A 12,501-nucleotide genomic window follows, 5' to 3' on the forward strand; every position below is an offset into this window, starting at 1 on the left:
ATGAAAACAGTATTTCATCCTGCAAACGAGAGGGGCCATAATGATATCGGCTGGTTAAAAGCAAACTTTTCTTTCAGCTTTGGCCCATATCATAATCCCGAAAAAGTACACTTTGGTGCATTACGCGTGTTAAATGATGATACCATTGGCGAAGGTATGGGCTTTGGCAGCCACCCGCATGACAATATGGAGATAACCACTATTGTATTAGAAGGCGCTGTGGAACATAAAGATAGCATGGGCAATAAAGGAATTATAAAACCCGGCGATGTACAAGTAATGTCGGCTGGTACCGGCGTTGTGCATTCGGAGTACAATCCATCTCAAACCGAGCCCGCAAAGGCATTGCAAATCTGGGTATTTCCTAAAGTGAGGAATATACAGCCGCGCTACGACCAAAAGAACTTTACTGAGGTGATGGTTCAAAACCAGTTTACGACTATGATATCACCTGTAAAAAGCGACGATACCCTTTGGTTAAACCAGGATACCACGTTTTCGCAAGGGAAATTTGATGCCGGACAAACGGTTGATTACACTATAAAAACCGCCGGGAATGGTGCTTACATATTTGTGATTGAAGGCGACGTTAATATTGCCGGCACAGCCTTAAACAAAAGGGATGCCATTGGCGTTTATGATACTGAAGAGTTCACGATAGAAACCAATAGCGAAAGCCGGATATTGATCATAGAAGTACCGATGTTGTAAGCTGCCACAAAATAAAGTTTCGGCAGTAAAAACATTTTGCAGATGATTTGTTTATAACTGGCAAGTAATAAGAAACTTATGGCAGAACAGGCAATTACCGGATATAAAAAATGGCTGGAAGGCATTGGGGAGCAGGGCGTGTTCTTCAAAAGCTTTTTCCGCAATATTTTTAGGGGCGGTTTTGAGTGGTCGGAGTTTGTACGCCAGTGTTACGAAATAGGCTACCGCTCTATGATGCTGGTAGGTGTTACCTCCTTTATCATGGGGCTTGTGCTTATTCTGCAGTTGCGCCCATCTATGTTAGAAATGGGTGCCGAAAGCATTTTGCCCAAAACCCTTGCCGTAGCTTTTGTGCGCGAAATCGGACCTGTTATCATCGCTATTATTTGCGCGGGCAAGGTAGCATCAGGTATTGGCGCTGAACTTGGCAGCATGAAGGTTACCGAGCAGATAGACGCGATGGAAGTATCGGGCGCAAACCCGTTGCAATACCTGGTAGTTACCCGCATCATCGCTACCAGTTTAATGATCCCATTGTTAACCCTTATTGGCGATGCGATTGGGCTTTTTGGAGGGTTTTTAGCGTTAAACTTTACCGACGATGTCAGCTTCTCATTATATTTTCATAAATGCATCGCATCGCTGGAGTTTTATGATTTTTTCCCCGCTCTTATTAAAACCGTGTTTTTTGGCTTTGCCATTGGTTTTGTAGGCTGTTATAAAGGGTACAACTCTAATAAAGGTACAGAAAGCGTGGGCATTGCAGCCAATTCGGCGGTGGTAACCGCTTCACTGTGGATCTTTGTTATCGATGCCGTCGCTGTACAGATCACCAGCTTATTATTTTACAGGTAACAATGGAAACAGAAACAAAACATACCGAAGAAGTAAAGCGGCACGATAAAAACGAAGTGGTGGTTGATATCGATCATATCAGCAAATCTTTCGGCACAAAGCAGGTGCTTACCGATATTAACCTGCAGCTAAAGCGCGGCGAGAATGTGGTCGTTTTGGGAAAATCGGGCCAGGGAAAATCGGTAACTATTCAGTGCATTGTTGGCCTCCTTACACCCGACAAGGGCAAGGTTACGGTTTTTGGTGATGATGTTGCCGAAATGAATGATGAAGAACTGAAAGAATTACGAACTAAAGTTGGCTTCCTGTTCCAAAGCGGGGCATTGTACGATTCGATGACCGTGAGGGATAACCTTGAATTTCCGCTCACTCGTATCCTGAAGATAACAGACCAGGCCGAACTGGATAAAAGGGTGGAAGAAGCCCTTGACGGTGTTGGCCTGCTGGATGCCATAGATAAGCTTCCATCGGACCTTTCGGGAGGTATGCGTAAACGTGCAGGGCTGGCCCGAACGATGATCGTACGGCCGGAAATTATGCTCTATGACGAGCCTACCACCGGGCTGGACCCCATCACTTCGCGCGAGATAAGCGAACTGATACTGAACATGCAGAAGAAGTATAAAACATCATCCATCATTATAACCCACGACATGGAATGCGCCAAAATTACGGCCGACCGTGTGGTGATCATGAATGAGGGAACATATATAGCCGAGGGCTCGTTTGATGAGCTAAAAAAATCGGACGATAAATTGGTAAGGTCATTTTTTAACGAAACAACATGAAAACCACATCATCTCAAAAAATAAAAATAGGGGCATTCGTCATCGTAGGGATGGCTGTGCTGTTCCTGGCGGTGTTTTACATCGGCAATCAAAAAAGCCTGTTCAGCTCCACCTTCAGGGTGTACGGAACGTTTAAAAACGTTAGCGGCCTTACCGTGGGTAATAACGTGCGCTTTGCAGGGATAAACGTGGGGGTGGTTGATGCCATTAACATTGTTACCGATAGCTCGGTACGGGTTGACCTTACGCTGAATAATTCTGTAAAGAAATTCATCAAGACCGATTCGAAAATGAGTATTGGCAGCGACGGTTTAATGGGCGACAAGCTAATTGTTATTGCGCCCGGGGGCATAAAAAGCCAAACTGAGGTGCAGGAAGGTAACGAGCTTGGCTCGGTTAACCCTGTTGATGTGGATAAGATCATCAATAAACTAACTAAGGTAGCAGATAATGCCGAAAGCCTTACCGGCGACCTATCTGAAATTGTAGCCAAAATAAACAATGGCAAAGGCAGTATAGGTAAGCTGCTTAACGACGACAAAATGGCTAAAGACCTTGAAGGGACTGTTAGGCAGGCTAAAACCACCATGAAAGGCGTGCATGCCACCACCGCAACGCTGAATGAAGACCTGAAGGCCGCGCAAAGCAACTTCCTGTTAAAAGGTTTCTTTAACAAGAAAAAGAAAGCGGCCAAAGCCAAACAGGACTCTATCAAAAAAGCACAGGAAAAGATCCAGGAAGCTAAAGAAAAAGCAGCTAAAGAGGCAGCGAAGAAAAAGGAAGGTAATTAAGATATAGTAAGAAAAGCCGTCATTACGAGGAACGAAGCAATCTCCCAATAAGCATGTCGACTATGTATTGTTTTGAGATTGCTTCGTTCCTCGCAATTACGGATAGGGTATTGATAAACAAAAAAGGGAGGCTAAAGCCTCCCTTTTGTTATAATGCTTTTGTAATATCGTCAGATAATGGTTTTGTTGTTGAGCGGTAACGGTGTATCAGTTTACCGTTCTCGTCTATCAGAAACTTTTCGAAGTTCCATTTGATCTCACCGGTAAAATCAGGATTTGGCGCTGTTGTTAAATAGGCAAATATTGGGTCGATATCATCGCCCTTAACACTCACCTTTGAACTTAGCGGGAAAGTTACACCAAAGTTTTTCTGGCAAAACTCTTTTACTTCGCTGTTTGTGCCGGGTTCCTGTCCGCCAAAGTTATTTGCGGGGAAGCCCACTACAACAACCTTATCTTTAAACTGGTCAGCAAGTTTTTGCAGCTCGGCGTATTGGGGAGTAAAACCGCATTTTGACGCCGTATTTACGATCAATAACTTTTTTCCTTTGTATTTAGCCAGGGAAAAATCTTTACCATCGATTGTTTTCAGCTTAAAGGTATAAACCGATGAAGGGGCCGATGTAATAAACATCATGGCGCATATTAATGTCAGTAATTTCATGTTTTTATAATGTTACGAATGATTTACGCAGATGGTTGGTTAACAGATGTAAAATTAGTTATTAAAAACCTCTTTTATCCAAATAGAAATCTTCTTTCAGCGTCATTTTTTTCTTATCTGCCGGCAATTTATCTGCGTAACCAAGCAAATGAAGCGCGCCATGTATCAATACACGGTGCAGCTCCTGGGCTTCTGTAACATTAAATTTACCTGCATTCTCGCGGATGCGCTCTATCGAGATGAAAATATCGCCGGCAATAATCCCATCCTCTTCCGAATTATCAAAGGTAATAATATCGGTGTAGGTATCATGGTCAAGATATTGCCGGTTTATCTGCAGCAGGTATTCATCTGTGCAAAATATATAGGTAAGCTCGCGCAGTTTATAGCCCTCGGTATTAATGGTATCGGTTATCCATTTACGTACCGCGGTTTTGTTCTTTAACTTATAGTTGATGTCTTCCTCGTGGAAAGTTATGGCGGGCATTAGATCTTAAAATGTAGTTCAACCTCGTTACCGGCGGCATTAAATACGCATTGGTCGGCCAGGTGTTTTAAAATGAATACACCACGGCCGGTAAGTTCCTCCAAACGTTCCGGTGCGGTGGGGTCGGCCAGGTTGTTATAGTCAAAACCCGGGCCTTCGTCGGTAATGGTCCATATAATACGTTTGCTATCAACCTCTACATTAACAAAAACAGTTTTATTAGGGTCTAATTTATTTCCGTGTATTATAGCGTTCATCACGGCCTCGTTAAGGCAGGTCATCATGTTGGCAAAAGTATCCTCGCCCACCAGGTATTTATCCGCTACCTCTTCTATCAAAGCCTCAAGCGGTGTTATGCTCTCGTATTTCGACGGAAGTTGTAAGGTATAAAGTTGAGATGTCTGAACATTTGCCTCTTCCATATCATTTTCCATTAAGTTGATCAAAGTAGTGTTTAATTTTTTGCCTGTAATATAAGTTAAGCGCCGCTGGTACTGTTTTAATCTGTTCCGTTTGCTTTGCCTTAACCTGCTCGTAGTACTGCAAAGCTTTAATATACCCCGGCGGCATATTGCCTGCCGCGCGGCTTTCCCTTTTCTGGTCCTGCTCCCTCTCCTGTTCCGCCTTTTCGGCCTCCAGCAAGCGTGTTTGTATTTGCTGTTGGCGTTTTAACGCTTCGTTTGTAATTCTCTTGTTTACGAGATCGTTCTCAGTTTGTTCCATTTCTTTTGAAATTTTATCCAAACTTCCCAAACCGTTAGTGCCATCCTTATTGTTTTCCTTATTTATCTGCTGTAAGGATTGCCGTATCATTTGCTGTTCGCGCGCCATTTTAGCAAACTGTTCGCTCATGCCCTGCTGCCCGGTTTTGCCCTGCTGCGGGTTGCCCATCTTTTGCATTTGCTCGCGCGCCTTTTGCATGTTCTGGTTAAGTTGCTGCTGCATTTTGCTTAACTGCGATAATGAGGGCTGCTTTCCTTTGCCCTTACCGCTTTTATTTTGCTGCTTTTGCAACTGGTCAAGCGCTTCACTCAATAGCAGTGCCAAATTGTTCATGGCGGTCATGGCAAACTGCTGGTTGCGCATGGCTTCGGGTGTTTTTCGCTCGCCTAAATTTTCAAGCGCCTGGTCTATCTGGTCGTTAATGCCCGAGATCTCTTTGTTCACTGTCGACTGGATCTGCGGGATTCTGCGGCTTAACGAATACAAGCTGTCTTCGGCCGTTTTTAAGTTATCCTTTACATCCTTTTGCTTTTGCGCCAGTGCTATATAGCCAGGGTCGGTAGGGTTGGTTTGACGTAACGACTGCATGATCTTTTCCTGCGTGAAAGAGCTGTTAACCAGCGACTTTAACAGTTCCCGCAGTTGGCGTGCGTCAACAGCATTTTCGCTTTCCTGGCCTTCCGATTCTTCGTTTTGCAGCTTATCGGCAAGCTGTTTCATTTGTTTGGCAGCCTGTTGCTGCGATTTTGAAGCCTGCGCGCGATTGTTCTTTTTAAGAGACTCGGCGCTCTTGTTCATTTGTTCGTCAATGGCCTGCTTCTCGGCTTCCGGATTTTTAAAATCCTGCTTATTGCCGCTTTTTTCGTTTTCCTGGTGTAGATCGTCTAACGCCTTTTTAACATTGTCGAACTGCTTGTTTAGCTTTTCCTGCTGCTGCTGCAGGTCTTTATCATTACTGCCTGTTTTTTGGGTCTCGTCGGATAGCTTTTTCTGGTCTTCGGCAAGTTGATTCAGCTGATTTATATTTTGATTGAGTTTTTGTTCAAAATCCAGTTTTTTGTAAAGCTCAAGTATGCGGTCCAATTCCTTCTTCAGCGATTTATTATCCATCTGCATTTTAGACAGTTCATCGCGGGTGCTGTCTTTTTGGTTTTCCTGCAATAGTTGCTGTAGTTTTTGAAGCAGATCTTTTGTCTTTTCATCAAGCACATTATTAAACAGGTTTTCTATCTGCTTTTGCAGGTCTATAAGTTCCTGTGTTTGCTGCTGGTTTTCCTGCCGGTTGTAAAGGTTTTTTTTGTTTTCGGCCTGTATATCTTTTACCAGTTCGTCCAGGTCCTTGCGTTTTTGCAGCAATTCTTCAACCTGCTTTTTCTCATCAAATGAGAGGTTGTTTTTATCGAGCAGTGCCTGGTTTAGCTTTTGCGCGGCTTTTTCTATCTGCGCGGCCAGTTTTACTGCCGATTGCATTTTTTCCTTTACAGCTTCCGACCCGGCGTTCAACTGATCGGCTAACTGTGCCGCATCGGGGATATTCAATGTCCGCTCGGGTGTGCGTGTTGCTTTTGGGCCGGCAACGCCGTCGTTATCCGCAACCTCGAAATAATAAATAATCGTTTCGCCGGGTTTTATGCCAAGATCTTTCAGGTTCCACAGGTAAAAAAAGTTGGATTGGGTTGCGGCCAAATCGGCTTTGACGGGCCTGCTGACAGAACGCCCTGCACCTTTGCCGCCCGTTTTATAATGGAACGTTAAGGACGAAAAGCCATGATCGTCCTGTATCCGGCCATTAAAATAAAAGGCCCTCATACTTACCGAATCGGCTTTTTCCTGCACCTCGATAACAGGTGCCTCATCGGCAATTACATTGATGTGGTAGCTGGCCGAATCGCTGCGCTTAACCGCATTGTTAAGCGGACTAATATTGTACGAAGTGGCTTTTACTATCCGCTCGCGGTGTTCAAAGATATCGTCAGCCGATAGCGGGATGGTTTTATTAATGCCATTGATTTTAAACAATAACGATGACGTGTTTTGTGTGTGAAATTTCCAGTTAACGGTTGTCCCTACAGGTAGTGTCAGGTCGCCGGCGTTGGTTAGGGTCTCATTTTTTTTATGAAGATAGGCGGGGTAGCTCAACTCCGCGTCAAAATGTAGTAGTATGGGTTTAAGATTAACCTTTATCTCGTAAGGGGCAGACTCAAAGCCGTTGCCCAACAAACGGAACGAGGTGTTTTGCTGTAAGTTGGTAAACAGGTAGTGAAACCGGCTGATGTTTTCTTTATCAAGCTTGAAGGTAGTGTTTGCTGTTTCTACATAGATATCGGCAGGTAGCTTATCACCGGTTAATTTCAGGTCGAGTTTATAATCTTCGCCCTGCACTGCCGACATGTTTTTGTTGAGCAACACAAATTGAAAAGGTGCAACCGGTGCAAAATACTCGTTATGGCGGATAAGCCTTTTGGTGCTTTCTGTTAGTATCGATGGCGCCGCGAATGCGATGATGCAAATAATAGCCGCCGGAGGAATAACCCACTTGAGGTATTTACTGTTCTCGCGGATGTTTACTGCCGATGGAAAGCTTACGGGCTTTAAGGTTTCTATTTTTTGATTGATGCTGGCCTCTATCAGGTCGCGGTGCGCGGTATTATCATCTACTTGTTTTTTTAGCTGCAGGGTATTTAGCAGCTTATCGTGTACATCGTTGAAATGACGGCCTATGATCTCGGCGGCCTGGTCGTGGGTTAGGGTTTTGCCCAATTTTAATCGCGCCAGCAATGGAGGCAAAACCAGCCAAACAATAAGCCCAAGGTTAAGCAGGATGAAGAAATAGAACAGAATGGTACGCAGCGTAGTATTAAAATTACCGAAATATTCGCCCAGCGCTATCACCACATAGGCCGAAAACAAACCCGCGCCCAAAAATATAAACCCGCGCAGCAGGTTGTTATAATGGTATTTGCGGATAAAGGTGTTGATCTTTTCGATCAGCAGATCATAGTTTTCAGCAGAGGTCATATTAGCTTTAAGGTACCAACTTACGCAATAAACGAAATTAAAGTATTAATTAATATGGATGAAAGGTATTTTAACCTATTTGATGTGCAAAGGGTTAATTATCCGCCTCCTCTAATTTAACAGGTGTGAGTTAAAAGTATCGGCGATATTGAAGACTGACGACGGGTTGTTGTAATTTTTAAAAGCAGTATTGCGGAGTTTTAACCCAGCATGTACCGTGAAATAACGGGTTGCCGCCAATGTTTAAAGGTGTATTTTAGAGGCATGCTAAACAAAACGCGGGTTAAAAAAGAGCTATTGCCACAAATTGAAGAATACGCTGCGGCATATAACCACTTACCATGTACTGTGATTATACACGATTTGCGCGATTGGTCGGTTGTTTATATGTCTGACAGGGGGTTGAGCCAATTAGAGGTTTCTTTAGATGAGATAACTGCACTTTCATCCGGCGATTATTATAAATTGTATTTTAACCAGGAGGATGCCGAGGATTATGTTCCCAAAATTTTGGCATTACTTGAGCGGAACAACGATGAAGAGATGGTTACATATTTTCAGCAGGTGCGTTTTCCCGGCAAAAGCGACTGGAGCTGGCATATGTCGAGCACCAGGATATTTACACGGGATGAAAACGGCACACCCGGCACAAGCATAACCATTTCGGTGCCGCTTGATGCTATGCACCATATGACAGCCAAAGCCGAGCGCTTACTGCAGGAAAATAATTTTTTGCGGCAGAACTATGAGCGGTTCTCCAGGCTCACCAAACGCGAAAAGGAAGTGCTTGCCCAGATAGCATTGGGAAAAAGTGCTGCAGAAATTGCCGCGGAACTGTTCATATCTGTTGCTACCGCCGAAACTCACCGTAAAAACATCAAACAAAAGCTAAGCGCCAGCACTTACGAGCTGATGCAATATGCCCGGGCTTTCGACCTGGTATAATGTGCTACCTCAATATAGTCACACTCCCGTTTAACGGGTGCGACCCATCTTTAAGATCGATGATATAATAATATACACCAGCGGGTAGCGGCTTGCCGCCGCTGCTGCCATTCCAGGCCTTACCATAGCCGTTTGATTGAAACACCAGCCCGCCGTTACGGCTGTAAACATTTACAGCGCATCGGGGATAGCTGTCCAGGTACTTTATCGCCCACTGGTCGTTGCTGCCATCGCCATTTGGTGTAAATGCATTTGGAACGGCAATATTGTGTACTACAGTGATCTTAACGGATGCATCCGCCTCGCAACCCATATCAGAGGTTGCGGTAAGCGTGTATGTTGTGGTAACATCCGGGTTGGCAACAGGGTATTGCGAGTTTGCATCACTAAGGCCTGCGGCGGGCAACCATTTGTAAGCAACTATATTGCCCGGTACCAAAGGGTTAAGCGTAATACTGTTACCGGCTAATATTTGTTCTGTTGGGTTTAGCGCAATAACAGGCTTTGGCGATACTACCATCTGCACAGGTTGGCCAAGCACCGGCACCCCGCAGCCACCGCCGGTAGTAACCACGCAGGTAACTATATCGTTACTTTTTAGTCCGCTGCTTACAAAATCGGGACTATCGGTGCCCGTATTAAGGCCGTTTACCTGCCATTGATAAGTAGTGCCCGCATCGGCCCCCGTTACTTCGGCATGAAAGCGCGCCGGTTCGCCCTCGCAAACCTGGCTGTTTTGCGCGGTAACGCTAACCGTTGGTGCAGAAGCCCCCACGCTGGTATTGGTAACGGTGAACGACTGTACATCCGTACCCCCGTAACTATCGGTAGCCGTAATGGTAACCAAAACTGGGCTGTTATCGGTAAAGGGAGTACCTGCCGCGGGCGACTGGCTGTACGTGATTGTTGGCGAAGGGCAGTTATCGGTTGCGGTAAGGCGTATGGTATAATCGGCCAGCGTAGCACAGCCGGATACAACAACCGGCGGCAGAATAGATGTTATGGTTGGCTTGCTTTGAATGTAAACCGGGATCGTGGCTTCGGACATTTGACAAGTGCTTGCTTGTATATAGCCTGTTTGTGCCCCAAAAGGCCCGCCGGCTATTAAGCTATACTGTTTGGATAAAGTAAGCTTACGGAGATACTCATAGTCAAAATAGATCAGGTTGCCGCAAGGATCAACGATAAACTGTGGGGCGGCATAGTCGTAAAAGCGACTGACTACACCATCCGGGCTTATTCTTTTCATCACAAACGAATCGTTAACAAACAAAGAGCCATCGGTGCCGAAAGCGATACAAAAGGTTTCGCCAAACCTGGCATCAAGCCTGTTGCCCAGCACATCACCATATATTTCTGAGCCCGCATAGAGCTCGCTTTCGGTAACTCCCGGTTTAATACGGTAAATCGCATGCCCGTCAGTTCCCCCGACGGAGCTAATTCTATTAACCCAATACAAATATCCATCAGGGCCAAACGCGAAGCTGACGCAGGGCCCGTCAGTAGTACAAACAATGCTTACTATACCATCCGGGGTAATTTTACGTATTTGGCGGTTTTCATAATCGTTAATAAATAAATCCCCTTCGCTATTGATGGCCAGGTTTTTAGGGGTATTAAAGGCTGCCGTAGCCCTTGGCCCATTAACATTGCCCGCGGCACCCGTGCCGGCGTAATTAGATACAAACCCATCGGGCGTGATTTTTTTGATAGTATTGCGCCCCGCATCCGCAACATAAATGTTATTGTTGGCGTCTATGGCTATACCATGCAAATCTGCGAATCGCGCAGTTGCTCCTGGTCCGTCCTGTGAACCCAGAACACCTGTGCCGGCTATTATGGATACATATCCATCCGGCGATAACTTTTTAACAAATTTAGCGTGTAAATAATATAAGTTGCCATAATAATCATACACAGCACCACTAAAATAAGGGAAAGCGACATTGAATACCGGCGGCCCTACAGCGGAGCCATTTGTTAAAGCTTTAACTTTTATAGTTTGGTTTCCCAAATTATCGCAGGTTAAACGGGTTGGCACGGTAGATACCACCAAAGGCGAATCGGTATTATTTTGATAAGTGGCGATATCATCCTTAAGCACAGTGTATTTACCGCTGCCATCCAATGGAAGCACAGGTATTGGTTTAGGTGTAATTACTGGCTTTTGCCCATACGCGTAAAACCCCAGGCCGTTGCACAGCAATAGCAGCATTAATAAAGCACGGCAACGAATTAGCATTGGTGAGGTGTTGTTACTTTTTTAATAAAGTAAATATATTAACTAATGAGGCATTTAACAGCGGATATCAAACGAATGAATTTTAAATTTTTAACAACTTTATTATATTTGGCGTTCCCTTTCGGGATGTAGCGTAGCCCGGTATCGCGTCCCGACAAGAGTCGGGAAGGTGGGAGTTACCTGCATAAAAGTTTTCCGGGATGTAGCGTAGCCCGGTATCGCGTCCCGACAAGAGTCGGGAAGGTGGGAGTTACCTGTATAAAAGTTTTTCGGGATGTAGCGTAGCCCGGTATCGCGCCAGCATGGGGTGCTGGAGGTCGGAAGTTCGAATCTTCTCATCCCGACGGAAAACAAAAAACGGCCTGCTCATTTGAGCAGGCCGTTTACATAAAAACTAATTTATATTACTGTTTGGCTGGTGCTGTTTCGGGCGCTTTACCTATCAGGTCCATAAACTGATCCAGTTTAGGGGTGATGATAATTTGTGTACGCCTGTTTTGCGCTTTACCGGCAGTGGTGTTATTATCGGCTATCGGGTTATACTCGCCGCGGCCGCCTGCGGTTAAACGTTTAGGGTCGACCTGGTAAGTGGTTTGCAAGGCCTGCACTACAGACGATGCCCTTAAAGCGCTCAGATCCCAATTGTTACGGATGTTCTTCATGGTGATAGGCACATTATCTGTGTTACCTTCAATCAGCACATCGTAATTTGCGTAATCTTTTATGATCTTGGCAATTTTGCTCAGGGTTGTACCTGCTTTGTCAGTCAGGTCGTAACTGCCCGATTTATAAAGCATATTATCAGCTAAAGAAACGTACACTACGCCTTTTAATACTTTCACATCAACATCCTGCATTTCCGACTGACTTAACGATCGGGTAAGGTTGTTGGTTAGCACCATATTAAGCGAATCACTTTTATTTTTGGCGTTCACCAGTTGTTGTATGTATTTGTTCGAACTGTTTATCTCGTCAACCAGTTTTGAAATGTTCAGGTTCCCTTGCCCGCTTGAGGTTAAACACTTATCAAGGGCCGATTGTAATTGCTTGTTGTTGGCCCGTTCAGATGCTAATTGCTCATCAAGGCTTTTAACACGCTCGGTTGCAAGGCCAAGGTTGCGTTCGGTAAGCAGGTAACGGCCTTTCATTTCACGTGTATTACTGTCAAGCTTATCATAAGAGGCTTGCAATTCTTTATACTTTTTGTTGCTCACACAACTTGTTGCTGCGATAGCTACAATAAAAAGCACCGGCATAAATATTCGGAGTTTCATAAT

General features: G+C 44.8%; 11 protein-coding genes and 1 tRNA gene. 6 read left to right on the forward strand and 6 right to left on the reverse strand.

Annotated features, from left to right (window positions below; translation table 11 throughout):
* From EWM62_RS13440 to EWM62_RS13455, 4 genes are all read left to right on the forward strand, one after another.
* Positions 1-711, forward strand: a complete 711-nt coding sequence (locus EWM62_RS13440; RefSeq protein ID WP_129877189.1) for a pirin family protein — start codon at positions 1-3, stop codon at positions 709-711.
* Positions 712-789: 78 nt separating this feature from the next.
* The gene (locus tag EWM62_RS13445) at positions 790-1,566 is read left to right on the forward strand and encodes an MlaE family ABC transporter permease (protein WP_129877190.1); all 777 of its coding nucleotides are present in this window, start codon (positions 790-792) and stop codon (positions 1,564-1,566) included.
* 2 nt (positions 1,567-1,568) lie between these two features.
* Positions 1,569-2,354 (forward strand): ABC transporter ATP-binding protein, encoded by a 786-nt coding sequence (locus tag EWM62_RS13450; protein ID WP_129877191.1) that lies wholly within the window; start codon positions 1,569-1,571, stop codon positions 2,352-2,354.
* A complete protein-coding gene (locus EWM62_RS13455; RefSeq protein WP_129877192.1) occupies positions 2,351-3,145 on the forward strand; it encodes an MlaD family protein in 795 nt (264 codons plus the stop codon). The genes EWM62_RS13450 and EWM62_RS13455 overlap by 4 nt, the downstream gene beginning before the upstream one ends.
* Positions 3,146-3,293: 148 nt before the next feature.
* On the opposite strand, the gene EWM62_RS13460 is transcribed toward EWM62_RS13455, so the two are convergent.
* From EWM62_RS13460 to EWM62_RS13475, 4 genes are all read right to left on the reverse strand, one after another.
* Entirely contained in the window at positions 3,294-3,809 is a 516-nt protein-coding gene (locus EWM62_RS13460) for a glutathione peroxidase (protein ID WP_129877193.1), read from the reverse strand.
* Between the two features lie 61 nt (positions 3,810-3,870).
* A complete protein-coding gene (ybeY, locus tag EWM62_RS13465; RefSeq protein WP_129877194.1) occupies positions 3,871-4,296 on the reverse strand; it encodes an rRNA maturation RNase YbeY in 426 nt (141 codons plus the stop codon).
* Entirely contained in the window at positions 4,296-4,730 is a 435-nt protein-coding gene (locus EWM62_RS13470) for an ATP-binding protein (protein WP_238989344.1), read from the reverse strand. The genes ybeY and EWM62_RS13470 overlap by 1 nt, the downstream gene beginning before the upstream one ends.
* Entirely contained in the window at positions 4,720-8,037 is a 3,318-nt protein-coding gene (locus EWM62_RS13475; protein ID WP_129877195.1) for a DUF4175 family protein, read from the reverse strand. The genes EWM62_RS13470 and EWM62_RS13475 overlap by 11 nt, the downstream gene beginning before the upstream one ends.
* A gap of 264 nt (positions 8,038-8,301) precedes the next feature.
* Here EWM62_RS13475 and EWM62_RS13480 point away from each other — a divergent pair, with 264 nt between their 5' ends.
* Entirely contained in the window at positions 8,302-8,982 is a 681-nt protein-coding gene (locus EWM62_RS13480; protein WP_129877196.1) for a response regulator transcription factor, read from the forward strand.
* Between the two features lie 4 nt (positions 8,983-8,986).
* On the opposite strand, the gene EWM62_RS13485 is transcribed toward EWM62_RS13480, so the two are convergent.
* The gene (locus EWM62_RS13485) at positions 8,987-11,224 is read right to left on the reverse strand and encodes a T9SS type B sorting domain-containing protein (protein ID WP_129877197.1); all 2,238 of its coding nucleotides are present in this window, start codon (positions 11,222-11,224) and stop codon (positions 8,987-8,989) included.
* A gap of 270 nt (positions 11,225-11,494) precedes the next feature.
* Here EWM62_RS13485 and EWM62_RS13490 point away from each other — a divergent pair.
* Positions 11,495-11,568: transfer RNA gene (locus EWM62_RS13490), tRNA-Pro, on the forward strand.
* Between the two features lie 60 nt (positions 11,569-11,628).
* Here the strand turns inward: EWM62_RS13490 and EWM62_RS13495 are convergent.
* The gene (locus EWM62_RS13495; RefSeq protein ID WP_449406687.1) at positions 11,629-12,501 is read right to left on the reverse strand and encodes an OmpA/MotB family protein; all 873 of its coding nucleotides are present in this window, start codon (positions 12,499-12,501) and stop codon (positions 11,629-11,631) included.

Source organism: Mucilaginibacter terrigena (genome assembly GCF_004168255.1).
Classification (GTDB): domain Bacteria; phylum Bacteroidota; class Bacteroidia; order Sphingobacteriales; family Sphingobacteriaceae; genus Mucilaginibacter; species Mucilaginibacter terrigena.

Coding starts and splice junctions, on each gene's coding strand:
- ybeY (WP_129877194.1), bottom strand. CDS start 4,296: ATGCCCGCCATAACTTTCCACGAGGAAGACATCAACTATAAGTTAAAG.
- EWM62_RS13440 (WP_129877189.1), top strand. CDS start 1: ATGAAAACAGTATTTCATCCTGCAAACGAGAGGGGCCATAATGATATC.
- EWM62_RS13485 (WP_129877197.1), bottom strand. CDS start 11,224: ATGCTAATTCGTTGCCGTGCTTTATTAATGCTGCTATTGCTGTGCAAC.
- EWM62_RS13455 (WP_129877192.1), top strand. CDS start 2,351: ATGAAAACCACATCATCTCAAAAAATAAAAATAGGGGCATTCGTCATC.
- EWM62_RS13470 (WP_238989344.1), bottom strand. CDS start 4,730: ATGGAAAATGATATGGAAGAGGCAAATGTTCAGACATCTCAACTTTAT.
- EWM62_RS13450 (WP_129877191.1), top strand. CDS start 1,569: ATGGAAACAGAAACAAAACATACCGAAGAAGTAAAGCGGCACGATAAA.
- EWM62_RS13475 (WP_129877195.1), bottom strand. CDS start 8,037: ATGACCTCTGCTGAAAACTATGATCTGCTGATCGAAAAGATCAACACC.
- EWM62_RS13445 (WP_129877190.1), top strand. CDS start 790: ATGGCAGAACAGGCAATTACCGGATATAAAAAATGGCTGGAAGGCATT.
- EWM62_RS13480 (WP_129877196.1), top strand. CDS start 8,302: ATGCTAAACAAAACGCGGGTTAAAAAAGAGCTATTGCCACAAATTGAA.
- EWM62_RS13460 (WP_129877193.1), bottom strand. CDS start 3,809: ATGAAATTACTGACATTAATATGCGCCATGATGTTTATTACATCGGCC.